Origin of the sequence: Pseudomonas sp. 3JA, from assembly GCF_036961705.1 — a bacterium.
Lineage (GTDB): Bacteria > Pseudomonadota > Gammaproteobacteria > Pseudomonadales > Pseudomonadaceae > Aquipseudomonas > Aquipseudomonas fluorescens_Q.
The window spans coordinates 1-21,715 of sequence record NZ_JBAMDJ010000002.1 but is presented as its reverse complement, the minus strand read 5'-3'; the positions used below and the strand labels follow the sequence as shown (position 1 = coordinate 21,715).

At 57.1% G+C, this 21,715-nt stretch carries 23 protein-coding genes and 1 pseudogene; 6 read left to right on the top strand and 18 right to left on the bottom strand.

The annotated features are described in order from the left end of the window. Nucleotides 1-253: 253 nt before the first annotated feature. From V7773_RS01655 to V7773_RS01600, 13 genes and pseudogenes are all read right to left on the bottom strand, one after another. On the bottom strand, nucleotides 254-529 hold the full coding sequence (locus V7773_RS01655; RefSeq protein ID WP_072339448.1) for a cytochrome C oxidase subunit IV family protein: 276 nt from the start codon (nucleotides 527-529) through the stop codon (nucleotides 254-256). A 3-nt stretch (nucleotides 530-532) separates the two neighbouring features. Further along, on the bottom strand, nucleotides 533-1,153 hold the full coding sequence (locus V7773_RS01650) for a cytochrome c oxidase subunit 3 family protein (RefSeq protein WP_336071968.1): 621 nt from the start codon (nucleotides 1,151-1,153) through the stop codon (nucleotides 533-535). Next, on the bottom strand, nucleotides 1,150-1,878 hold the full coding sequence (locus V7773_RS01645; protein WP_158265798.1) for a hypothetical protein: 729 nt from the start codon (nucleotides 1,876-1,878) through the stop codon (nucleotides 1,150-1,152). The genes V7773_RS01650 and V7773_RS01645 overlap by 4 nt, the downstream gene beginning before the upstream one ends. A 338-nt stretch (nucleotides 1,879-2,216) precedes the next feature. Continuing rightward, the gene (locus tag V7773_RS01640; RefSeq protein ID WP_092142549.1) at nucleotides 2,217-3,161 is read right to left on the bottom strand and encodes a DUF7064 domain-containing protein; all 945 of its coding nucleotides are present in this window, start codon (nucleotides 3,159-3,161) and stop codon (nucleotides 2,217-2,219) included. A gap of 102 nt (nucleotides 3,162-3,263) precedes the next feature. Next, complete coding sequence (locus tag V7773_RS01635; RefSeq protein ID WP_336071964.1) at nucleotides 3,264-4,337, bottom strand: phosphotransferase; 1,074 nt, start codon at nucleotides 4,335-4,337, stop codon at nucleotides 3,264-3,266. Nucleotides 4,338-4,435: 98 nt separating this feature from the next. After that, the gene (locus V7773_RS01630; protein ID WP_336071961.1) at nucleotides 4,436-4,717 is read right to left on the bottom strand and encodes a cytochrome C oxidase subunit IV family protein; all 282 of its coding nucleotides are present in this window, start codon (nucleotides 4,715-4,717) and stop codon (nucleotides 4,436-4,438) included. 4 nt (nucleotides 4,718-4,721) lie between these two features. Then, nucleotides 4,722-5,375 carry a cytochrome c oxidase subunit 3 family protein gene (locus V7773_RS01625; protein WP_336071959.1) on the bottom strand — a complete coding sequence of 218 codons (654 nt, stop codon included), beginning with the start codon at nucleotides 5,373-5,375 and terminating at the stop codon, nucleotides 4,722-4,724. A 117-nt stretch (nucleotides 5,376-5,492) separates the two neighbouring features. Beyond that, a complete protein-coding gene (locus V7773_RS01620) occupies nucleotides 5,493-6,230 on the bottom strand; it encodes a hypothetical protein (protein ID WP_092142536.1) in 738 nt (245 codons plus the stop codon). Nucleotides 6,231-6,505: 275 nt separating this feature from the next. After that, nucleotides 6,506-7,285 (bottom strand): methyl-accepting chemotaxis protein, encoded by a 780-nt coding sequence (locus tag V7773_RS30325; protein ID WP_442963438.1) that lies wholly within the window; start codon nucleotides 7,283-7,285, stop codon nucleotides 6,506-6,508. 78 nt (nucleotides 7,286-7,363) lie between these two features. Next, nucleotides 7,364-8,203 (bottom strand): annotated as a pseudogene (locus V7773_RS30320) (MCP four helix bundle domain-containing protein); the annotation flags it as partial. 115 nt (nucleotides 8,204-8,318) lie between these two features. After that, nucleotides 8,319-8,480: a rubredoxin gene (locus V7773_RS01610; RefSeq protein ID WP_072339421.1), complete on the bottom strand. Its 162-nt coding sequence runs from the start codon at nucleotides 8,478-8,480 to the stop codon at nucleotides 8,319-8,321. A 14-nt stretch (nucleotides 8,481-8,494) separates the two neighbouring features. Further along, nucleotides 8,495-9,385 carry a fatty acid desaturase gene (locus V7773_RS01605; RefSeq protein ID WP_336071954.1) on the bottom strand — a complete coding sequence of 297 codons (891 nt, stop codon included), beginning with the start codon at nucleotides 9,383-9,385 and terminating at the stop codon, nucleotides 8,495-8,497. Between the two features lie 17 nt (nucleotides 9,386-9,402). Continuing rightward, complete coding sequence (locus tag V7773_RS01600) at nucleotides 9,403-10,053, bottom strand: TetR/AcrR family transcriptional regulator (protein ID WP_336071952.1); 651 nt, start codon at nucleotides 10,051-10,053, stop codon at nucleotides 9,403-9,405. 417 nt (nucleotides 10,054-10,470) lie between these two features. On the opposite strand from V7773_RS01600, the gene V7773_RS01595 reads away from it, so the two are divergent. The 4 genes from V7773_RS01595 (at nucleotide 10,471) to V7773_RS01580 (ending at nucleotide 14,148) form a co-directional block, all read left to right on the top strand. Then, nucleotides 10,471-11,730 carry an aromatic ring-hydroxylating oxygenase subunit alpha gene (locus V7773_RS01595; protein WP_092225418.1) on the top strand — a complete coding sequence of 420 codons (1,260 nt, stop codon included), beginning with the start codon at nucleotides 10,471-10,473 and terminating at the stop codon, nucleotides 11,728-11,730. Next, a complete protein-coding gene (locus tag V7773_RS01590) occupies nucleotides 11,731-12,225 on the top strand; it encodes an aromatic-ring-hydroxylating dioxygenase subunit beta (RefSeq protein ID WP_092225420.1) in 495 nt (164 codons plus the stop codon). Nucleotides 12,226-12,560: 335 nt separating this feature from the next. Beyond that, the gene (locus V7773_RS01585; RefSeq protein WP_336071946.1) at nucleotides 12,561-13,796 is read left to right on the top strand and encodes an NAD(P)/FAD-dependent oxidoreductase; all 1,236 of its coding nucleotides are present in this window, start codon (nucleotides 12,561-12,563) and stop codon (nucleotides 13,794-13,796) included. 31 nt (nucleotides 13,797-13,827) lie between these two features. Further along, nucleotides 13,828-14,148, top strand: a complete 321-nt coding sequence (locus V7773_RS01580; protein ID WP_336071944.1) for a 2Fe-2S iron-sulfur cluster-binding protein — start codon at nucleotides 13,828-13,830, stop codon at nucleotides 14,146-14,148. Nucleotides 14,149-14,263: 115 nt separating this feature from the next. Here the strand turns inward: V7773_RS01580 and V7773_RS01575 are convergent, their stop codons facing one another. The 5 genes from V7773_RS01575 to V7773_RS01555 are packed head-to-tail and all read right to left on the bottom strand — an operon-like array spanning nucleotide 14,264 to nucleotide 18,453. After that, entirely contained in the window at nucleotides 14,264-14,536 is a 273-nt protein-coding gene (locus V7773_RS01575) for a cytochrome C oxidase subunit IV family protein (RefSeq protein ID WP_170861999.1), read from the bottom strand. Beyond that, nucleotides 14,533-15,168, bottom strand: a complete 636-nt coding sequence (locus V7773_RS01570; RefSeq protein WP_336071941.1) for a cytochrome c oxidase subunit 3 — start codon at nucleotides 15,166-15,168, stop codon at nucleotides 14,533-14,535. Before V7773_RS01570 ends, V7773_RS01575 begins: the two co-directional genes overlap by 4 nt. Next, nucleotides 15,165-15,872 (bottom strand): hypothetical protein, encoded by a 708-nt coding sequence (locus V7773_RS01565; protein WP_336071939.1) that lies wholly within the window; start codon nucleotides 15,870-15,872, stop codon nucleotides 15,165-15,167. The genes V7773_RS01570 and V7773_RS01565 overlap by 4 nt, the downstream gene beginning before the upstream one ends. After that, nucleotides 15,869-17,275, bottom strand: a complete 1,407-nt coding sequence (locus V7773_RS01560; protein WP_336071937.1) for a phytoene desaturase family protein — start codon at nucleotides 17,273-17,275, stop codon at nucleotides 15,869-15,871. Before V7773_RS01560 ends, V7773_RS01565 begins: the two co-directional genes overlap by 4 nt. A 26-nt stretch (nucleotides 17,276-17,301) precedes the next feature. Continuing rightward, the gene (locus V7773_RS01555; RefSeq protein ID WP_203417420.1) at nucleotides 17,302-18,453 is read right to left on the bottom strand and encodes an acyl-CoA dehydrogenase family protein; all 1,152 of its coding nucleotides are present in this window, start codon (nucleotides 18,451-18,453) and stop codon (nucleotides 17,302-17,304) included. A 143-nt stretch (nucleotides 18,454-18,596) separates the two neighbouring features. Between V7773_RS01555 and V7773_RS01550 the strand changes: the two genes are divergently transcribed. Both V7773_RS01550 and V7773_RS01545 read left to right on the top strand, forming a co-directional pair. Continuing rightward, entirely contained in the window at nucleotides 18,597-20,045 is a 1,449-nt protein-coding gene (locus V7773_RS01550) for an aldehyde dehydrogenase family protein (protein WP_336071933.1), read from the top strand. A 74-nt stretch (nucleotides 20,046-20,119) separates the two neighbouring features. Further along, nucleotides 20,120-21,667: an acyl-CoA synthetase gene (locus V7773_RS01545; RefSeq protein WP_336071931.1), complete on the top strand. Its 1,548-nt coding sequence runs from the start codon at nucleotides 20,120-20,122 to the stop codon at nucleotides 21,665-21,667. Nucleotides 21,668-21,715: the final 48 nt, after the last annotated feature.

Genomic DNA, 21,715 nt, shown 5'->3' with positions numbered 1-21,715 from the left:
CCGCCTGGGACAGCAGGTTGACTGGCTGTTTGGCTTCCTGGCAGGTGGTGGCCATTTCGTTCGAGTCGACCGCGCAGGCTGTCCAGCCTTACTCTTCCACGCGTGGCCCATGGTCCCGTTCGCGCCGGCGAGAAGGACGACCAGATTCTGGCTAAACAGGGCTGAACCAAGGCGCAGATCGAGATTCTGTGTTCGCAGGTCATGATCTGAAGAATGGGTCAGACTTTTCGAGCAGAGCGGTCATTGGCGCGCGTCACGCCAACAGCGGAGCAAGGAAATAGGGAACGAGGATGACGACGGCCACCAGCACCGTCCAGCTTTCGAACAAGAGCCGCACCCCCCAGGGGGCGTGATCCAGTTCCATGAAGTGGAGCAGGACCATACGCACCTTCCAGGCGGCAATCAATATCGTCGCGATCGTGGCGGTCGCTGCGGTGACGCTGTCTTTCGACAAGCCCCAGGTCGTGACGATCGTCGCGATGCTCAGCAACAACCACACGCTGGTCACCCATCGTTGTGCGCGGTCCATGTATTACCTCATGAGATAAAGTAGCGGGAAAAGGACGATCCAAAGCAAATCGACCATGTGCCAGTAGATTCCCATGCTCTCGATACCTACCAGGTTGCTGTCTCTGGCGTATGTCCCCGCCCGAGCGTGTGTCCAGAACACGGCAAGCGCCACGCAGCCGGCGACGACATGCAGGAGGTGGATGCCGGTCAGCGCGAAATAGAACATGAAGAAGTCGTTGGTCAGCATGGTGTAGCCGGCCTGAATCTTCCCCATGTATTCAAAGATTTTCGAAATGCCAAACGCGATGCCGCTGGCGAGGGCGGCCGCCAGCCACGGACCGACCGCGGTGCGCCGGCGCGCCGCCTGGACGGCGCGGACCATGCACCAGGAACTGGTCAGTAAGATCAGCGTGTTGCCTCCTCCAAAGTGGAGGTTTAGAGCCTGACGTGAAGCCTCGAAGGTGTCGGGATTCTTTAGACGTTCGACCATGAATGAGCCGAACAGCAGCGCGAAGATCATCATGTCCAGGCCGACGAATACCCAGATACCTTCCAAACCCGGCAGGCGACGGACTTGTGGCGTGCACATGGGGGGCGAGATGAGCCTGGCGGTAACACGCTGGCGTGACGGAATTAACTTCAATTCTTCCCCCGATCTTCCGCTTCGAGTCGCAGCAAAGCCTTCCGGGTCAACGGCACAAGGCAAAAGAGGTAGACGAAGAACGTCACGAACACGAGCCAGAAGGTGATCAGGCCGTGCCATGCAAAGATGCCGGTGGTCAGGAAAGGAATCAGTAGGACCGAGATGAAAGTTGCGCAGGTGAAGAAACCCAACCACGCGATCCAGGATGGAAATAGGGGCTGCTCCCGCTTGTCCATCAGCATGCAGATGCCAATGGCGCACCACTCGATCGCAAAGATCACAAAGGGTGGATCGAACATGAACCAGCCTAGGTCGTAGAGCATCTGGATCTCCCCATCGGAGCGGCTGTCGGGCCGAAAGGCGGCGGTCATCCAGTAGAGTGCAGGCAGCATCAAGGTCAACATGGCAGCTACGCCGCTAGTACGCACCACCTGCGAGAGAACGCTCATGGAGTCCGTCAGGATGCGTTCCATGATTTTGGCCATGACCGCAGTCCAGGTCAGGTAGAAGGGCATACAGACGAACATGACCATCATGCCCACTCGAATACCGAAACTATTATCTCGGAAATAGCTGCTGATTTCGCTTGCGCTGAGGTAGGCCGGAGGCGGGGGCCAGAAGCCCGCGAATACAGCAAACCCAAGTAGTCCACCAAGCGCGACGATCAGAACAGAGTAGTTGCACAGATGCAGGATTCGGTAACTTGCCGAGCGTTCGGTCGTCATTGCGACAGGTCCTTTTTTATGGCGAATAGTCAGTTCTTCTTGGGTTGGCGAAAGCACCGTAGAGTTCGTTCGATCAATTTCTCGAGGAGTTCGTTGGTTTATGTGTAGGTCGGCCCGATGAGTGCGATTCCGCTGCGTGGCCAATCGTCGGTTACGACGATTGGGTGTAACAGCGCTGGATTGTTTGCTGATAGTTCGAAAATATGCGGCGCCAACACAGGTGGTTGACACGGTATCTGCTAACTACCCATGAAAAACCCACTATCCAGCGCTGGTAAGCATCCCCTTGTTGGGTGATCCCGCCGTTACGTGCAAAACTCTATTTACAGCTCTGGTTCTTAGCTTTCACTTTGACGCAGATAATCAAGATAAGCCTTCGACCACCCCATTTCGACGTGACCTACACCTGGTTCACCATCAATCTCCACAATCATCGAACCCTCGTTAAGGGTGTACAGAGGGCTGACTTCGAACTCAAACAAGGCAAATAGCTTGGTACGCACAGTGGTGACGCGTCCGGCTGCATCTTCGATAACAAAGGCCATCTCGGTGTGATAAAACATCGGGTCTAGCGTGAAGTCGACCCGCACGTCCGTCACCTGCTCAATACGTCCCTCTTTCTGGATGTATCCCATAAAGCCAGTGCGGCCAACAGCCATGTACTGAAAGACATTCAAGGCCACATCGGGGCCCGCCTGAGCTTCGAGCCACTTCGACTGCTGCACTTGCCCCCAATCACGCGTCCCCCACGAGTGGTCACGATGACCAAACGTCTCGAAGGGAATCGTGCGCTCGCCAAGGCGAAGCACGCCCTTTACGCGCCCACTTTGCTCAAAACGGTCTGTCGCCATCCAAGTTGGACATCCTTCCGGGCTGGAGCCGTAGTTGTAGGCTGGGTGCATCGCTTCGAACTGGTATTCGATACTGGCTTTCTGGCCGGAGTAGTGAACTTCCGCAGACTCAAGCGGTAAGCGATGGCGGACTTGGACATCCCCCACGTGCCAATCGTCAAAATCCATATCACTGGGTACAAGAATACCGTCGCAAATCTCAAATATGGGCTCTTTGCCCACGCCGGAACCGTAAACGCTCAAGGCGGCGCCTGCTTTATTGTCCCCGCTCACCCAGGTGTAAATGAAAGCGGCGATGTTTTCTTCGGCAAGCTGCAACATGAAAACCAGCGACTCGCGCGCATGGGATTCGTTACCTAATTTATGACGGAGGTCGTGTTCCGGTCCTAGGGAAAATGCTGCTGTTGAAGACTTATTACCTACCTTGTTCATGTCCACTCCTGATTATTATCGTATTTACAGGGCAGCGCCTTGCTACAGAGTGCTGCCTGTCCGGACGTATGACGCAGTTCTCGACGGATGCTCACTTCAGTTTTAGTTGAAGAGTGCTTCTGCATTCAGCTCGAGAACATGCGCGCCGTGACGCTCCAGCGAAGCTTTGTACATCGCTAAGCCGCGCTCATTCTGTTGAACTAGCATGGAGGTACCCACCGCCATGAAAAAGCCATACAGGGCATGCAGGCGATAGCCATCCCAACAGGCTTGCCAAGAAAAGTCCTTTACTCCCATGGCAAGCAGCTGTTCGTGATAGTCACGGATTAACTCTTGCTCATGGCGCTGGCGGAGTTTCGTGGAGAGGCCGGCTCCGAGATAAAACGCGGCGTCGACCATCGGCGACCCTAAGCGCACCGTCTGCCAGTCAACAACTATCAATGGCGAATGCTCGCTATCGTGACCGAAGAGCATATTGTCGAGCCTGTAATCACCATGCTGTATGACTCGGGGGCCGTCCAACCTACTAATGTATTCGACTGAGCGAGGCACTACGCGCTCCGCCAGGCGAATCAGCTCGGGGTCGATAAGGGGCGCGAAGGTTTTGGAAAACCCATCCAGAGCACCAGGGAAGAGAGAGAACAAGCCCACGGTGCGTCGTTGGTCCGCGAGCCATGGCAGGTCCAGGAGCGATGGGTCGTTCCAGCGCGGTTCCTGTAACCTGACAAGTTGTTGTAGCGCGAGACGTGCTTGCTCGACGGTTCCTCCCTCAATGACATTGCCCACACTGTAGGTACCAAGATCTTCGAACAGCAAAGTGAACCAGCCTTCGGTCGGGTCGAACTCTGCGAACCAGCAGCGTGGCGTTCTGATTTCAACGGTGCGACTGATTTGCTGATAAAAGCGTACTTCGGCTTCATACACTCCCATGGCAACGCCCGTTTGACGACTGGTCTCACTTACGGAAGCCAGTTTGGCAATAATGGTATTGGGGGCAAATTCATCGGCTCCCTCATAAGTAGGCGTCAGGCGTACGACAGAGCCCAATTGCCCTGTGCCAACGGTCTCCACCGTAAGATTGGACACATGTCCTTTTGTAAGCGCACCGGCCTTGGTAAGGGTGTCTGTTAACCAGGCTGGGGTAAACTCTGCAGGGTTGCGAATGATAGGTTTCATGTTGCCCCTTCAATTTGTGCGTGATCGGTTGGGTCGGTGAGGCGTATAAATAAACGCTTTGGATTGCATTTTTTACTGGGTTGCTGAAAGTGAAGTGTTTAATCTTGGCCTAGTCTGAGTCCAATAAATATGATTGTGGAAACAAGAAGCAGCCAGCCATCAAACGCTAATTTCCATGGCAGTGCCATGTTCTTGATCTGCATGAATTCCCGCATGACTAGCCTGCATTTAAATGCTGCAATAGCGATCATGATCAAGCGGCTCTCACTACTGGTGAACGCACTGCCAAGCGTGCTGCCCGAGAAATAAAAAGTCACTAGCGTGGCCATTATCAGAAGCAGCCAGACAAAAGTTTCGCGAGATGTGAATGAGTAAGTCATCTTTCTATCTCATGATGTAGAGCAGGGGGAAGATTATAATCCACAGTAAATCCACCATGTGCCAGAAGGTGGCGGAGCTTTCAAGTCCGTGAACGCCCGATGAGCCATTTTTTATGCGAAAAAACATGACGATTAGAACAATTGATCCAATGAGTACATGCATAAAATGCAGGCCGGTAATCATGTAGTAAAACATGAAAAAGTCGTTGGTGAGCATGCTTATGCCGGCAGACAGTTTTTCTTTGTACTCTAGGATCTTTGAAATCGTGAAAGCCAAGCTGCACGCTAGAGTCAGGAGAATAAACACCATGCAGGTGCGCCGGTTCAGCTTGGACAGGCTGCGTATGGCCAATACGATAAACCATGAGCTGGTTAAGAGAATGAGCGTGTTGAAAATTCCCGCATTTACGGATAACGACGATTGAGATTGAATGAAGCTGTCAGGGTTTTTGGCTCTTTCATAAAAGTAAGAGCAGAAAATAATCATAAATAACATCATGTCCATCAGGACAAGGATGAACACTCCTTCCTCGCCAGGGGCGTGCTTGTTTTCTGTTCGAATAGGAATAGTTTCATGTTGCTCTGGGCGAGAGCTGTGTAGTGCTCCGAGCGGGTAGTTGGACTGTCTGTTTTTTACTTTCTCAATGCTGGCAACCATTTCAAATCGCTCTATTATGGAAGTTTGAAGCCCAATTGCACGCCCGCGAGTGTGCAATAGGACGGTCGCTCTATCATTTTTTGCAGGGAATCAATGGTGCTCGGTAAACAATTGCAGTCAAGCGATGCCAATAGAATCCTGCTCGATGCGCTTAATGGCTTTCAGTACATAGTGAGTGGCGATGATGATCCATATAAAGAAATCAAACAGGCCAACGTAGTAGCAAAGAAGACCGTTCCACGCGAATGGGCCTGTCCGGAAGAACGGAATTAATACCGCCATAAGGAACGACAGACCCATGGCAATCGAGAACCATCCCAGCCATTTGGGGAATAGCGGTCTTGGGTTTTTATCAATTAGGCACAGGCAGCCAAATGAAACAAACTGGGTGACGGATACCATGACTGTGGTGTCAAACCACAACCAAGAGTAATCGGCCAGCAATTTTATGTCTTGTGCTGTCTTCAGTTCGGGGTCATAGGCGGATGCCTCCCAGCCTACGCATGAGGCCCAGGTCGCCACTACAGTGCCGAAGGCCCCCATTAATTGTATGAGGGAAAGTGTGCCATTAGGGCCTTCGACATATTGCATGGTTCTAGAAACTGCACTGCCCCATATGTAATAGAGGGGGGTGGATAGAAGTATCATTAGCATGCCGATTCGGATGCGAAGGCTGTTGTCAATATAGTATTGATGGGTTTCATCTACGCTAAGGCTCTGTGCGGGAGGCGGTAAAAAGCCCGCAACTCCAGCCCAGGCTATAAGGACGATAATGCAGTATAGGTAACCTGCCCAGCCGCACCAGCGCCAACTTGTGAAGTGGGGGCGTTGGGGGATGTTGTATATGGATTTCATGGTTTTTCTCCGATGGCTATGCGCTTGTTGTATTTGTTTCATGAAATTCAGTATGCGGCCTGTCAGGGTGAATATAGTTTCGCGCAGCTTGCGTCGGTCGGAAGACGGTCTGCATCGTCAAAAAGTCCGGGCAACGAGATCGGCGCATTTCACTAAATTCGGTAAGTCTTCTTCAGGCGTTCCCTGAGCGATGAATCGTGAGCACTGTTACTTAGGTATTATCCTCTTCCCCTGACGTTCACCCGGCGTCGTCGAAATCGACGAATTAATGGGGGTCAGACCTTGAACTGATTAATGGCCTGGCGCAGGTCAGCAGCGGCACCGTCCAAACTGCGGGAGACCGCTGCGGCGTGTTCGCCGGTGCTGCAATTTTCCTGGCTCATCTGCGCCACCGCCTCGATCCGTTGGGCGATTATCTGGGTGGTGCGGTCCTGTTCGATCAGTGCCTGGGAAACCGCGCTGATTCCCTCCGATACCAGGCTGGCACTCTGCAGGATCTCGTTCATGCTGGCCGCCGCGTTTTCCGATAGCGCCTGGCTTTCCCGAGTGCGGCTGGTGACTATGGCCATTTCCGCGACGGCCTGGCGGGCGGAGGCCTGCATGGAATTGACCATATCGCGGATCTCCTCGGCCGAAGTGCGCGTGCGCTCGGCCAACTGGCGTACCTCATCGGCCACCACGGCGAAGCCACGGCCCTGCTCGCCGGCCCTTGCTGCTTCGATGGCGGCGTTAAGGGCGAGCAGGTTGGTCTGTTCGGCAACCGCCTTGATCACCTCGACGATGGTGGTGATGCGATCCGTTTCGTTGCCCAGTGCGCTGATAGTCTCGCTCGCTCGGCCGACCTGGCGCGTCACCTGGTCGGTTTCCTCTGCTGTGCGGCTGATTGCCTGCGCGCCGCAACCGGCGGCGTCCGCAGCATCCTGGGCTCGGGCGTGAGCATCGCGGGTACTGGCATTGATCTGGCCGATGGACGCGCTCATCTGTTCGATAGCGCTGGCGATGTCTGTGGCTGCTTCGTTCTGCTGCACCGAACTCTTGGCCACCTGTTTAGCCATGGTGCTGGTCTGTTGGGCCGTTTGGTCGATGCGATTGGCGCCGACCATCACTTCGAGCAAGGCAGTCTGCACCCGTTCGAGCAAGGCGTTGAATGCGCTGGCGGCTTGCGCCACCTCGTCGCGGCCATGGTTAAGTGCACGGAGGGAAAAATCGTTGCTGCTGCGCACCTGTTCGAAGGTCGAGCGCAACTGATGCAGCGGATTGACCACGCTGCGTACGATCAGGGCGGCGAGAATACCGAGGATCAGCATGGTGGCCCCTAGTACGCTGGCGATCAGGCTGTTGGCGGTGGCGATTACCGACTCGCCGCCAGCCTGCGCCTGCGCGGCATCGGTGACTCCGAGCTTGAGCAGTTTCTCCAGCGGCTCACTGGAGGCGTGGATCGCCGCTGCCCAGGGTAGGGTGTTAGTTACCAGCTCCAACGAGCGAATATGTACGTCGTCCCAGCTCTTCGCTTGAGCGAGGGTCTCGCAGATTTCGGTCTGCACTTGGTCGGCGCTTTGGAATTCGTTCCACAGCGCGCTGAATTCCTGCCACAGGGCCTGCTCTTCACTGCTTTTGGTCTGGGTATCGTAGGCTTTGAACGCCAGCTCGGCCTGCGTCAAGGCTTCGCGGTGGCGCGTGAGGATGTCGTTGAACAGGTCGTGAGCCTCGGCCAGGGCGTCGCTCTTGTCGCTCATCGAGTCGAACGCCTCGGGGCGCCAACTGGCGCCCTCCTGCATGGCGGCGATGGAGATCAGTCGCGCGTGACGCAGAGATGCCAAGGCATCAACGGCACTTAGCGCGCCGCTGACTTCTTCCATGCTGTGGCCGGCATTGTGGATACCGAGCCGGCTGGCGGTTCCTACGACGGCGAGGCTGGTGATGAAGCAGAACATCAGGAAGTACAGCTTTGTACGCACGGATAAATTGCGCATATGACGCTCCTTGGCTTCTGGCGGATGCTTCTGGGCAGCTTGGAGGGCGTAGGGGAGTCTCATTCAACGCATTTGTGCAGGTACACCGGGCCAACGTGGCCCGGGCGATGATGAGTCATACAACCTCGAAGTAGTCCGCTTTGCCGGCTCCGCAGTCCGGGCACATCCAGTCGTCAGGGAGGTCTTCCAGGGGGGTGCCGGGAGGGATGCCGTTGTCCGGATCACCAAGACGTTCATCGTAAATATGTGAGCAGAAACTGCATTGCCAACGTTTCATGGTCGGGCTCCTCTTCAGGTGGACAGATGGATGACGGGTTGAATGGCGAAGCCATGCTGAATCTGCAGGTTGCGCTGTCGTAGCTCCGGCTCCAGCAGCTGCCAGGCCTTCACATGCTGATACGCGGGCATGGTCGGGAACAGGTGATGAATCAGGTGGTAGTTGTGGTACTGACACAGCGGCGTCAGCAACCACTCGTGGCCCAGGCGCATGGAAGTAGCCAGGGTCAAGTCCTGCTCGGATTCCACGTCGTCCTTAACATGGGGCAGCCAGAAGAACACGCAGCCCACCAAGATGAAGACCAGGCGCGAGGGGATGAACCACAACAGCAGCACATGCATGCCGTAACCCAGGTAGGTCAACGCCGCGGCTATGGCCAGGGTGATCGCGGCATTGAGCAGTGTGCCGCGCAGATGGCGCATGGCGATCGGATCCCGGTTTTTCATGATGAATAGCAGGTAACCAATTTCCAGCATGGACCAGCGTGCCGGCAGGCTCCACCAGGGACCGTGCATCCAGTTGTCAGGATCTTTCGGGCCATTGGTGAAACGGTGATGCTGGATGTGCGCCCAACGGAAAATTCCCAAGCTGATCTGCGGTGCGAAGGTGGCCATGCCGATATGGCCAAACAGGTCGTTGAGCTTCTGATTCTTCGCCGCCGAACGGTGAATCGAGTCGTGGGCCACAGTGAACTGCCAGTACATCAGGAAGGTATTGAGCAGGCAGGTCCAGCCTAGGTTGAAGTAGCCGAGCACGGCCAGGATGTCGGCAACAATCACGCCGCCGGTGGAGGCGATCAGCAGTCCAAGCACCATGGGGGAAGCGCCGGGGACACGGCACAATTTTTCGAGGGCCGCGCGCTTTTCCAGGGGGACGGTAAAGCGAGCCAGGGCATTGATAGTCACAGGTCTTCTCCTCTACATCAGCTATGCGACGACTGGCTAGTCGGTGGCTGCGGTTTTTTTGTTGGGGGGGCGATATCGCCTGCGTGCAGAAAACTGTCGATCAGCGGCCATGCCATTTCGCGCAGAGACAGGCCATGCACCAGCTGGTTAGCCGTGTGCAGAGAGAGCATCCCGTGTAGCAGGCTCCATAGACCGTGGGTAAGTAACAGGGCATTGCCATGCAGGCGTTTCTGGTCAATGGCGGTCTGTACCAGATCGACGCACGAGGCGAAAAACTCCCAGCGTTCTGTCAGCAGCGATGGGTATTCGGTGAGATCCGGCTGAGTGTCAGAAAAAATGAGCCGGTATTTGGCTGGTTGGCTGCTGCCAAACGCCAGTAACTCCCGAAGGGTCGAGCGGATGCATTCGATCGGATCTCTTTCGTCGTCGTTGGCCGGCATTGCCGCGGCCTTCAGCTCCAAAAGGCATGCGCGACGCATCTCGGCGACCAGGGCTTCCTTATTGGCGAAGTAGCGGTAGCCGACGGTGTGGCTCAGTCCCACCCGCTTGGCAATCCGACGCAGGGTGACGTTGTCCATACCTTCTTCCAGGTACAACTCCAGGGCTCCTCGCACCAGGGTCTGGCGGAGGTTCTCGGTTTCATCGGCTGAGTAGACTGGGCGGGCCATGGATCATCGTGTTCAGTGGGGTGTGGGGCCAAATTAACAGCATTTTTCAGTATTGTTAACTGTGTAAAAATAACGTTGTTAATCTTTGAGAGCCGCTGATCTGCTGCTATCTATCTGAATAAAAAAGCGATTTCGCCTGCTTGCCGGTTTCGGCAGGTGTTTGAAAATCGTCGAATCCGACGAGCGGGAATGTAGGGTGTGCTCGACCCTGGCGCCCTTGGTTTTCTGGGCGAATGCAGGAGCGTGAGTCGTATTGAAGAGGTTAAGAAACGGGTCGTTCAATTAAGCAGTTAGTCGGCAGCGACTGGACTGTCTGGTGCGGGTGTTGGGGAATTCGTCGAAAACGACGATCTGGGGTTTCGGGGACATCGATACAGTGCCGGCTATCGAGTCTTCACTCCCCTTCAGAGGTTCGCGATGACGACATTAATTCCCACCCGTAACTGGGATGACCTGGTCCAGCATGACCGCGTGCATGGCTCGGTCTACACCGACGAAGAGCTTTTCCAGCTCGAGTTGGAACGGATCTGGTACCGCACCTGGGTTTACGTTGGCCATGTCAGCGAGGTTCCCAAGCTCAACGATTTCGTGGTCAAGTCGATCGGCCCGCAACCGGTGATCATGACCCGCGACGGGGAGGGGCAGATCCATCTGCTACTCAACCGTTGCCCGCATCGAGGCAACCAGGTGTGCCTGGAGCATGCGGGTAATCGCAAGTCATTCACCTGTCCCTATCACGGTTGGACTTTCTCCAATACCGGTAGCTTGCGCGGTTATCCGTTCGCGGCCGGCTACGAAGGCACCGACCGAAGCACTCTGGGCTTGGGCAAGGTGGCGCGCATCGGCATTTACCAGGGCTTTGTGTTCGGCAGCATGGCCGTGGAGGGGCCGACGCTGGAGGAGCACCTGGGTGCGGCCCGTGGCGCGCTCGATGCGCTGGTGGTGACGTCGCCCGAGGGTGAGGTGGAAATCACTGCCGGCTTCCTGCAGCACAAGGCCAAGTCTAACTGGAAGTTCATCGTCGAGAACGAGACCGATGGTTACCATCCTCAGTTCGTTCATGCCTCGATCTTTGATGTCGCCTCCAGCGGTATCGGCGATCTGTACAGTGCTGACTCCACTGCCGTGGCCCGGGATATGGGCGGTGGCCACACCGAGATCGACCTGCGACCAGAGTTCCGCCGCATCGGCCAGCCCATGGGCTGGTTTGGCACCACCGAAGCACGCCTGCCCGAGTACGTGAGCAAGATGCGTGAAGCTTATGGCACCGAGCGCGCCAACGAAATCATGATCGATGGCACGCCACACATCATGATCTTCCCCAACCTGTTCATCGCCGAAATCCAGATTTTCGTGATCCAACCGCTGGCGGTCGACGAGACCGTGCAACACGTCACCGCGCTGCAGTTCAAGGGCGCGCCCGATCTCAATCGGCGCCTGCGCCAGCAGACAATGGGCTCGGTCGGGCCGGCTGGTTTCCTGCTCGCCGACGACTCGGAAATGTACGAGCGCACCCAGCGTGGGGTTCGCAGCCGTAATCCGGAGTGGAACTACCTCGGCCGCGGCCTGGCGCGTGAGCGCCGCGATGCTGACGGCTTCCTGATCGGTGACGCTACCGACGAAGTGACCACCCGTGGCATCTGGAGCCACTACCGCTCCCTGATGGAGGCGCAATAAATGGGCAGTGCAGTTATCCCGGAAAAAAACCTGATCGTCGAAGTTAGCCAGTTCCTCTACCGCGAAGCCCGCCTGCAGGATACTCACGAGTACGACGACTGGGAGGCTCTATGGACCACCGACGGTGTGTACTGGGTGCCGGCCAACGGCGATGACATCGACCCGGAAACGCAGATGTCGATTATCTATGACAACCGCTCGCGCATCGCCCTGCGGATCAAGCAGTTCCATACTGGCAAGCGCCACACTCAGTCTCCGCGCTCGCGCCTGGGGCGGGTGCTGTCCAACGTCGAGATCATCGAGGCCAGTGGTGACGAGATTCGAGTGGCGGCTAATGCCATGGTCTTCGAGTCCAACCTGCGCGCCGACACCGTGTGGTGCACCCGCAACGAATACTTGCTGCGTCGAGAAGAAGGCGGCTTGCGCATGGCGCGCAAGAAAGTGGTCTTGGTTAACAACGACAAGGCCCTTTTCACCCTGTCTTTCCTAATCTGAGTTCGTCTTCCATGAGCAGTATGGATTGGCGCAGGTGCTGGGGCTGCACGGCGGCGGGTTGAGGGCGGGTCATCAATGTCGGTTACGAGGCCTGGGAGGCGTGCTGGGGCTGCTACCAGTGCGTCATGCAGTTGCTGCCTGAAGCCCCTTCCTGCGCCGGGCAGCCCCCGTTGTTCAAGCGGCTCGATCAACCAGGCGTGAGCCCGTTGCTGACCCCTGGATGGCAGGTAAGGGAGCCGCCACGAGTTCGTCGCAAACGACGATGTGCGGCTTCCGGCAGCGGGCGAGCATGACTGAAAAATGCAAGCCATAGTCATCTCGAAGAGAGCCGCCCCATGTATCCACAGAACGAAACTGCCGTCATTGTCGGCGCCGGTCATGCAGGTGCCGAACTGGTGGCTACGCTGCGTCAGAACGGCTATCCCGGCCGGATTATCCTGATCGGCGATGAGCCCGAACTTCCTTATCGGCGCCCGCCGTTGTCCAAGACCTACCTTTCCGGCGAGGCGAGCCGCGAGTCGTTGCTGATTCGCAGTGCGGCCGCGTACGACAAGTTGCAGGTGGCGTGCTGGACCGGCGTGCAGGTCTGCGCCATCGACCGCGAGCAGCGGACCGTCACGCTCAGTGACGGCCGGACTCAGGCCTATGACAAGCTGGTGCTGGCCACCGGCGGGCGACCGCGTCGCCTGGAGGAGCCGGCTGCGCAGAAGCCCAATGTCCATTACATTCGTAACCTGGCGGATATCGAACGGTTACAGCCGGACTTCGTCGCGGGCAAGCGTCTGCTGGTGATAGGCGGCGGTTACATCGGTCTGGAGGCCGCCTCGGTCGGGATCAAGAACGGCCTGCAGGTCACCGTCCTGGAGGCGGCGCCACGGGTGCTGGCACGGGTCGCGGCTCCGGAGATTTCCGCGTTCTACGAGGGCGTTCATCGCCGCCGGGGCGTGGATGTGCGCACGGAAACCAGCGTGCAGGTATTCCAGGGTGCCGAGCGAGTGGAGTCGGTGCAGCTAAGCGACGGCAGTGAGTTGCCGGTCGACTTGGTCATTGTCGGCATCGGAATCTTGCCCAATGACCAACTGGCCCGTGACGCCGGTCTGGAGATCGACAACGGCATCGTCGTCGACTCTTACGCGCAGACCCTTGATCCAGACATCCTGGCGGTTGGCGACTGCGCCCGACACGTCAACGGTTTCCTCGGCTGTCTCATCCGCATCGAATCGGTGCCGAGTGCCCAGGAGCAGGCGCGCACGGCCGCTCATACGATCTGTGGCAAGAACCTGCCACACATCGCCGTACCCTGGTTCTGGTCCGACCAATTTGATCTCAAGCTGCAGATAGTCGGCCTGTCCCAGGGCTACGACCAACTGGTGCTGCGGGGCGATATGGCTGCTGAATCCTTCTGCGCCTTTTACCTGCGCAAGGGGGTGGTGTTGTCCGTCGACGCGGTCAACCGGCCGCAGGACTTCATGGTCGGCAAGCGTCTGGTTGCCGAGCGGGTTCAAGTCGATCCACAAGTGCTGGCGGACGAAAGTATTGACCTCAAGTCGTTACTTGCCGCAGCGCTCTGACGCCGTTGCCAGAACAGTAGGAAGTAGAACTATGCCGAAAGTCATTTTTATCGAACATTCTGATGTGGTGCACAGCGTTGAGGCCGAGACAGGCCGCTCGCTGATGCAGATCGCCGTCGACAATCTGGTGCCGGGCATCGACGGCGAATGCGGTGGGGCCTGCAGCTGTGCAACCTGCCATGTGTATGTCGATCCCGCCTGGCAGTCACTGTTGCCGGCGCGCAGCAGCGACGAAACCTTCATGCTGGAAGGCGCCTTCGAGGTCAATGAGAGCAGCCGCCTGGGCTGCCAATTGAAAATGTGCGAGGCGTGGGATGGGCTGGTGGTCAGGATTCCAGTGAGCCAGGGTTGATGTGCAGACTTCCTGTAAGTCTGCCTCAGCAAGCGAGGTTACGAAGTTGAATGGATTGATCTAACACACTTTACGATCACGAAGACCGATGGCCTGGCGGTAACCAGGGTTGCACCTAGATGGCATAGAGTGCGATTGCGGCACCGCCAGTCAGTCCGATCCAGGCCATGAAAATGCGGCGCAGTACTCGAGAAGCCCCGCGAAGCTCCATGAAGTCCATGCCGATGTAATAGACCTTGATGAAGGCGATGGCTATCGCAATGGAGGACGTCAGGTGTTCGCTGGTGGCGGAAAAAGGATGGCTGGTACTCAGCCACCAGGTAGCGCAGGTGGCTAATACCAGAGAGAGCCAGACGATGGTCACATGTTGCTGCGAAGAAGCACTCATGCGATGCATACCAAATAGAGCAGCGTGTAGATGAGGATCCACAGCAGATCGACCATATGCCAGTAGACCGCCGAGATTTCGACAAAGACGCGCTCATCGCTCCAAGGCGCTTGGCTGTGACATCTGCTCCACCAGAGGCTGAGCAGGCATACGCCAATCAGAACGTGCAATAAGTGGATGCCAGTCAGAACGAAGTAAAAGGTGAAGAACAAGGCGCTTGTAGGTGTATGCCCATTGGCTACTTCAATGCTGTATTCGATTGCCTTGAGGCTGGCGAATCCTAACGCGCAGACCAAAGCGCCTAGTATCAGGCGGCCGGCGCGGACGGTATGACCGCGACGCTGTGCGCCCACAGCGAGCGCAACCCAGTATGAGCTGAGGAGTAGGATGAGTGTGTTGATGCCACCGATGCTCTGAAACAGACTGCCTGCATCGTTTGAAAAGGCACTACGATCTTGGCGGTTGTTCCAGAGGAACGCCAAAAAGAGGGCACCAAAAATCATCATGTCACCGAAGATGAATACCCAGATTCCCGCTTCGCCAGGGTGGTTGTTATCGGTGGCATGCGACGGTTTACCCTCTATGGGCATTGCGACGTCGTTGCAGAGAAAGTCCGGGACCTGAGAGGTCATGCAGAGGCGCTTTCCATTTTGGCGAGGGCAATGATTTGTGCATTGGCGTGTTTGATTGCAACGCCCATGCCTACCAGAAATACCGCGTAAGCCCCCAATGCCAACCAGAAGACGAAGATCCCGTTCCAGGCGAATGGTCCGCTCATGAAGAAGTAAGCGAGTACGTCAGGTACAAAGGCCAGTGCAACCCACAGATTGAGGAACCCTGCCCAGCGTGGAAATACTCTGTGGGGGGCGCTGAGCACTGCTGTGCCGATGGCAATGTTTTGGATCATGAAAGGTATGATCCCCGTGAACAGCAACAACCAAGCGATATCGTTCAGTGTTCGATACTCCTCGGGTGTTCGATCGGTACGAAAGGCGATGGTCGCCCACAGTAACTGGGGGAGGGTGTTAAGTATCACGGTAACTGCGCCGGCAATCATCTGGGTAAAACTGAGCAATGGGTAACGACCTTCCATGCGCAACATGTGCATTGAGATGGCAGCCAACATGGGAAGCATCAGTCCAACCCCGACGGAAGCAATGACAAAGCCCATCTTCGTCACCGTCGCATCGTCGATGAAGAACGCGGCGACTTCTATAGCGCTGGTTGAGGGGCCTGGGGGGAGTGGCAGTATTCCTGCGATCAGCCAGCCGACACAGGTGACAACTAATGCGGCAGTACCGCTCCAGGCGCTGATGCTGAAAACGCGCTGGTTCATCGTGCTTCCTTAGGGCTATTGCTGGTGTGGTCAACAACGTGGGATTGTGGGATGGGCGGTGATACGGCCTTTGCATGTTCTTGTTGTTGGGACTCGAGCGCCGCTTGTGCTGCTTGCCTGGGGTATGCTCGTCCAATCTTGGCCGCTACCAGAATGGCAGTTTCGGCACAGGCGGTCGTTGCCGCGCTACCCCATTCTTTGACGCCATCGCCGACGTTCCAGAGGTTCGCAATGGGGGTTTCATTCGGCAAGTCCGCGCCAGCCATGGCTCGTTGCGCGGGCCACTCGTCGCGGGTCACTACCACGTCCAAAATGCGTGCCTGCGCGAAGCCAGGGAACTCGTCTAGCAGGTCGGCTTTCAGGAGTTCTATTTCATTGGTTTCATTGAAGTCGCCGGTGCAGGGTTGCGGTACGCTGGCTCCAGAGTAAAGATGCCAGTTTGGCGGCGAGTTTTCCGGACAGGTTGGCGTGAAGCTCGTTGCGTAGCAGAGCCGCCGGGTGGAGCTGAAGCAGGCAAATCCTGGGAAACTGGCCAGGGGCGTAGTACTGGCAAAGTAAATCGTGATGATAGCGCTTGGTTGGCACTGGCGTTTTACCGTAGCGCTGTAGTCGGCGGGAAGGTTTGCGTCCCCGCACAGGCCAAGGGTTGCCTGTGGCCCTATGTCACTCACCGTCAGCTTGGTTGTCAGTTGCCGTGGGATTCCATCGCGATTGACCGTTGCACCGTTCACTGTGCCGTCGGCTGCAAAACTAAGTTGCTCTACTTGCGCGTTCAACCAAATCTCGCCGCCGTGACGTTTGTAGGCAGTGAGGAGTTCCTGCCATACCGTTACGGTTCCACCAGGAGGGAATCCGAATTGCTTGAATGCTCCTTTGGTCGTCAGGTAATGCAAAAAAAGATCGGCGGGTAACAGGTGTGGCGTGGTGGCAAAGATTGATCCAATGAAGTTGTGAAGTAGACCCAGGGCCGTCGGATTGTTGGTGAAGCGTGTAACCCAGGCATGACTGGACTCACCTGTGCGGGGCTGGAGTGGTGGGATAACGTGGAGAGCAAGCCGCAGTAGCTTTATAGCGACACGGTTTGCCATGCCAGGAAGACCCGCCGAGATGTTTATATCCTTGCCTGAGACCCGGCAAACTATACCTGGCGAGGGTTGACGCACTATCAGCCGTGCGCCAACTTCGTTGAAAACCTCTTCAGTTTCTGTACCTATTTCAATCCCGAGCGCCCCGGTATTCACGGCGAAGCCATCTTTGTAACGAGTCGATGCGCGGCCTCCGACTTCGCCGAGACGCTCCACGAGCAATGTGCGGTAGCCGCGCTTTGCCAGCAGTGCTGCGGTAAACAGACCACCGGCACCCGCGCCAATGACTAAGGCGTCAAATTCTAAGTTATCCGACATCATTGTCTCCTTGCGCCAAGGGGGCGTTACAGGCCGCGGCCGATGATTTCCCTGAGGATCTCGTTGGAGCCAGCGTAGATCGGTTCGATGCGTGCATCGATATACATGCGTGCAATCGGGTACTCGAGCATATAGCCGTGGCCGCCGAACAACTGCAGGCAGCGGCTGATGATTTCGCATTGCTGCTCGCTGATCCACCACTTGCTCATCGAGGCAATGTCGGCGGTGATGGTGCCATCTAGATAGCGTTCGACGGCGAAGTCGGAGAACACCCGGGCAATAGTGGCCACGGTCTTGATCTCGGCCAGTTCGAAGCGCGGGTGTTGTAGATCGATCAGGCGCTTGTCGAACATGGTGCGGTCGTGGGCATAGTCGCGGGTCACGCGGAAAGCGCGTTCCATGACGGCGGCGCAGTTGATGCCGGTCAAGGTGCGTTCGTAGGTGAGGTCCTGCATCATCTGGTAGAAACCGCGACCTTCGACGCCGCCGAGCAGCGCGCTTTCGGGCACCTCGCAGTCCTCGAAGAACAGCTCGCAGGTGTCAGAGCCGTGCAAGCCGATCTTCTTCAGGCGTTGGCCGACGCGAAAGCCCGGGTTGTTGGTTTCAAAGATGAACAGCGAGACGCCCTTGGCTTTTTGCTTGGGGTCTGTTTTTGCCGCCAGCACCAGGATGTCGGCAATGGAGCCGTTGGTGATAAAGGTCTTGGCACCGTTGATGATGTACTTGTCGCCCTGCTTGATGGCGCGGGTGCGCATGTTCTGCAGGTCGGTGCCTCCGCTGGGTTCGGTCATGCCCATGCCGGCAATCAGTTCGCCGCTGGCCAGGCCTGGCAGATAACGCTGTTTCTGCTCTTCGCTGCCGTAGCGTTCGATGTAGTGGGCGGCGATCACATGGATCTGCTGGCCACAGCGCCAACTGGTATCACCGGCCAAGCACAGTTCTTGGGCCAGTACCGCTTCGTGGGCAAAGGTGCCGTCGGAACCGCCGTACTCGCTGGAGATGTCCGGTAGCAGGATGCCGGCGGCACCGGCCTTGAGCCAGACTTCGCGGTCGGTGGCGCCCTGTTCGTACCAGCGCTCCTGATTGGGGGTAACTTCTTCGGCGGTGAAACGTCTGGCAAGATCTTGCAGCGCCAGAAGCTCTTCGTTCATCCAGCGCGGTTGGTAACTGTCGATCATAGGAATGTCCATGCTTTGCTTTGGGCTGATGCCTGCATGCTAGGCAAGGGGGGATTGTTCAGTGTCGTCGTTTACGACGATTTCCATCTTTGAAACGTTGGCGATGATGAGGGTCAGTCAGTCCTATACCAGAGAGTTGCGCCATGTCCGCTGCCCCGGCACCGATCTTCCCTACCGAGACACTGACGCCGCAGTTGGCGGCGGATATCCAGCGGATATTTGCGATTCAGCGCCAGACGGCACTAAGCCTGCGCAGCTCCACTGTCGAGCAGCGCATCGCCAAGCTGAGACGCTTGCGTGAGGTCCTGATGATGCATCGCGAAGCCATAGTCGAGGCCGCCGGGAAAGATTTCAAACGGCCACCGGTGGAGGTCGATTTCACCGAGCTGATGCCGGTGATCATGGATATCTCGGACTATTGCAGGCGCCTGAAGAAATGGCTAAAGCCACGCCGTGTGCGACAGTCGATGATGATGCTGGGAACTCGCGCCTGGGTTCGCTATGAGCCGCGGGGGCGCTGTCTGATTCTGGCGCCATGGAATTACCCGGTAACGCTGACCCTGGGGCCGCTGATCCCGGCCATTGCCAGTGGCAATACGGCGATGATCAAAACCTCGGAGATTGCACCAAACCTGTCGGCGGTATTGGTAAAGATCATTCGTGAAGTGTTCGATGAGTCTGAAGTGGCTGTGTTTGAGGGAGATGCCAGTGTGGCGCAGGCGCTACTCGAGCTACCCTTCGACCATGTTTTTTTCACCGGCTCGCCGTCGATTGGCAAGGTGGTGATGACCGCTGCAGCCAAGCATCTCACCAGTGTCACCCTGGAATTGGGCGGCAAGTCGCCGGTGGTGGTCGACCAGAGCGCTGACATCGAGCTTGCGGCCAAGACCATCGCCTGGGGCAAGTTCATCAATGCCGGGCAGACCTGCATCGCGCCAGACCACATTTATGTTCACAGCAGCATCCGTGCGCAGTTTGTGCAGCGCGTTTGCGCCCACCTTGACACCTGGTACGGCGAGGGACTGGCCGCCATGGATGCTGAACTGTCACGGGTTATCAACGTGCGTCACACCCAGCGTGTGGCCGACCTGATCGACGACGCCAAGACCCGCGGTGCGCGACTGATTTATGGCGGAGCAGTGGATGTCGGCGCGCATTTTGTTTCGCCGACGTTGTTGGGGGACGTACCTGATGACGCGCGGATCATGCAAGAAGAAATCTTCGGGCCAGTGTTGCCAATTATCGCTTTCAATCATCTGGATGAGGTGATCGAACGCATCAACGCAGCGCCCAAACCGCTGGCGTTGTATATCTGGAGTCGCGACCCGGCCAGTGTCGATGCGCTGATTGTCCGTACCAGTGCTGGTGGTACTTGTGTCAACCACATTGCCGCACACTTTCTGCACCACAACCTGCCGTTTGGTGGAGTCAATAACTCCGGCATCGGCAGTTACCATGGCGAATGGGGTATTCGCGCATTTTCCCATGAGCGCGCCATCGTCAAGACGCAGGTGCTTTTGGCGACTATGTTCTTTCCGCCTTACAAGCCACGAGTGCGCAAGATACTCGGCTGGATACTCAAGCATCTGTGAACCACTGCATAACAACCATAATCGTGTGCAGCCACACGAGCGTAAGCAATGCCAACTGTCAAGAGGCCGCTGCAATGAGCGACAAGCAACCCCAACTGTACCCAGGCGTGCATGCAATGCGTATGCCGGAAAAACCCGCCGTGATCATGGCTGAAACAGGCGCCACGCTGACCTACGCCGCACTGGATACCTATGCCAACCGGCTCGGCCGCCTTTACCAGTGGTTGGGTCTGAAGCCAGGTGATCACGTGGCCTATTGCCTGGAAAATCGCCTGGAGTGTCCAGCAGTACAGTGGGGAGCGCATTATGCTGGCTTGTATTACACCTTTATCAGTACGCGTCTGACTGCTCTCGAGGCGGCCTATATCGTGGCTGACTGCGAAGCCCAGGTACTGCTGGTCAGTGCCAAGACAGCACCGGCGATCCTTGATGCCGTGCGCGCCTTGCCAAGGCCACCGCAGATCTACAGCCTCGACCCGGTGCCTGGCGTCAAGCTATTCGATGACGCGTTGTCAGCGTTCGATGGCAGCCCCATTCGTGATGCCGTGGAAGGTAGCGAAATGCTCTATTCCTCGGGTACTACTGGGCGGCCAAAGGGGGTGAAGCCGAACCTTACCGGTTTGCCTTTGGGTAGTACGGCGGTAATCGCAGGTCTTATGCAGCGCGGTTTTGGTGTTAACGAAGAGTCGGTGTATTTCTCTTCATCGCCTTACTATCACGCCGCGCCAATGAAGTGGGGGCAAGGCATGACCATCCTGGGCGGCATCTTGGTGCTGGCGGAGAAGTTCGACTCCGAAAACGCCCTCAAAGCCATTGAGCGCTACCTCGTCACCCACAGTCAGTGGGTGCCGACCATGTTCCACCGCCTGCTGGCGCTGCCGCAGGAAGTGCGTGAGCGCTATGACCTGTCGAGTCAGAAGGTTGCGGTGCATGCAGGGGCTCCATGTCCGGTACCGACCAAGCAGGCGATGATTGAATGGTGGGGCCCGATCCTCGCCGAGTTCTATTCCTGCACTGAAAGCATCGGTTCCACCATGGTCGATAGCAAGACCGCGCTGGCGCGTCCCGGCACTGTCGGTCGCGCCATTCTTGGCGAGCTGCATATCGTCGGTGAGGACGGTCAGGAGCTACCGGTGGGTCAGGATGGCTTGGTGTATTTCGCCAACGGCCCGCGCTTCAGCTACCACAAGGACCCGGAGAAAACCGCCGAGGCCTACAATGCGGCCGGCTGGGCCACGGTGGGCGATATCGGACATGTGGATGCCGATGGCTTCCTGTACCTCACCGACCGCAAAAACAACATGATCATTTCCGGTGGGGTCAACGTGTACCCGCAGGAGACCGAGAACGTACTGATCACTCACCCCAAGGTGTTCGACGTGGCGGTGATCGGCACGCCTCACCGTGACTTTGGTGAGGAGGTGCGCGCGGTGGTGCAACTGGAATCGGGCGTGGAACCTTCCCCTACGCTGGTCGATGAGCTGATTGCCTACTGCCGCGAGCACTTGTCGCCGATCAAGTGTCCGCGGGTGATTGACTTCGCCGAGAGCTTGCCGCGTGAGCCCAACGGCAAGCTGCTCAAGCGCCTGCTGCGTGACGAATACCGTGCCCGGTTAGCCTGAGCCCCGTGCCATAACGAAAAGGCCGCCCAAGGGCTAATGCCAGTCAGT

What these genes read in the sequence shown, in the direction of transcription:
- V7773_RS01560 (WP_336071937.1), bottom strand. Translation starts at nt 17,275, where the DNA reads ATGTCGGATAACTTAGAATTTGACGCCTTAGTCATTGGCGCGGGTGCC.
- V7773_RS30325 (WP_442963438.1), bottom strand. Translation starts at nt 7,285, where the DNA reads ATGGCTAAACAGGTGGCCAAGAGTTCGGTGCAGCAGAACGAAGCAGCC.
- V7773_RS01550 (WP_336071933.1), top strand. Translation starts at nt 18,597, where the DNA reads ATGTCCGCTGCCCCGGCACCGATCTTCCCTACCGAGACACTGACGCCG.
- V7773_RS01620 (WP_092142536.1), bottom strand. Translation starts at nt 6,230, where the DNA reads ATGAAATCCATATACAACATCCCCCAACGCCCCCACTTCACAAGTTGG.
- V7773_RS01565 (WP_336071939.1), bottom strand. Translation starts at nt 15,872, where the DNA reads ATGAACCAGCGCGTTTTCAGCATCAGCGCCTGGAGCGGTACTGCCGCA.
- V7773_RS01645 (WP_158265798.1), bottom strand. Translation starts at nt 1,878, where the DNA reads ATGACGACCGAACGCTCGGCAAGTTACCGAATCCTGCATCTGTGCAAC.
- V7773_RS01655 (WP_072339448.1), bottom strand. Translation starts at nt 529, where the DNA reads ATGGACCGCGCACAACGATGGGTGACCAGCGTGTGGTTGTTGCTGAGC.
- V7773_RS01575 (WP_170861999.1), bottom strand. Translation starts at nt 14,536, where the DNA reads ATGAGTGCTTCTTCGCAGCAACATGTGACCATCGTCTGGCTCTCTCTG.
- V7773_RS01625 (WP_336071959.1), bottom strand. Translation starts at nt 5,375, where the DNA reads ATGGTTGCCAGCATTGAGAAAGTAAAAAACAGACAGTCCAACTACCCG.
- V7773_RS01585 (WP_336071946.1), top strand. Translation starts at nt 12,561, where the DNA reads ATGTATCCACAGAACGAAACTGCCGTCATTGTCGGCGCCGGTCATGCA.
- V7773_RS01580 (WP_336071944.1), top strand. Translation starts at nt 13,828, where the DNA reads ATGCCGAAAGTCATTTTTATCGAACATTCTGATGTGGTGCACAGCGTT.
- V7773_RS01635 (WP_336071964.1), bottom strand. Translation starts at nt 4,337, where the DNA reads ATGAAACCTATCATTCGCAACCCTGCAGAGTTTACCCCAGCCTGGTTA.
- V7773_RS01595 (WP_092225418.1), top strand. Translation starts at nt 10,471, where the DNA reads ATGACGACATTAATTCCCACCCGTAACTGGGATGACCTGGTCCAGCAT.
- V7773_RS01610 (WP_072339421.1), bottom strand. Translation starts at nt 8,480, where the DNA reads ATGAAACGTTGGCAATGCAGTTTCTGCTCACATATTTACGATGAACGT.
- V7773_RS01555 (WP_203417420.1), bottom strand. Translation starts at nt 18,453, where the DNA reads ATGATCGACAGTTACCAACCGCGCTGGATGAACGAAGAGCTTCTGGCG.
- V7773_RS01590 (WP_092225420.1), top strand. Translation starts at nt 11,731, where the DNA reads ATGGGCAGTGCAGTTATCCCGGAAAAAAACCTGATCGTCGAAGTTAGC.
- V7773_RS01640 (WP_092142549.1), bottom strand. Translation starts at nt 3,161, where the DNA reads ATGAACAAGGTAGGTAATAAGTCTTCAACAGCAGCATTTTCCCTAGGA.
- V7773_RS01630 (WP_336071961.1), bottom strand. Translation starts at nt 4,717, where the DNA reads ATGACTTACTCATTCACATCTCGCGAAACTTTTGTCTGGCTGCTTCTG.
- V7773_RS01570 (WP_336071941.1), bottom strand. Translation starts at nt 15,168, where the DNA reads ATGACCTCTCAGGTCCCGGACTTTCTCTGCAACGACGTCGCAATGCCC.
- V7773_RS01600 (WP_336071952.1), bottom strand. Translation starts at nt 10,053, where the DNA reads ATGGCCCGCCCAGTCTACTCAGCCGATGAAACCGAGAACCTCCGCCAG.
- V7773_RS01545 (WP_336071931.1), top strand. Translation starts at nt 20,120, where the DNA reads ATGAGCGACAAGCAACCCCAACTGTACCCAGGCGTGCATGCAATGCGT.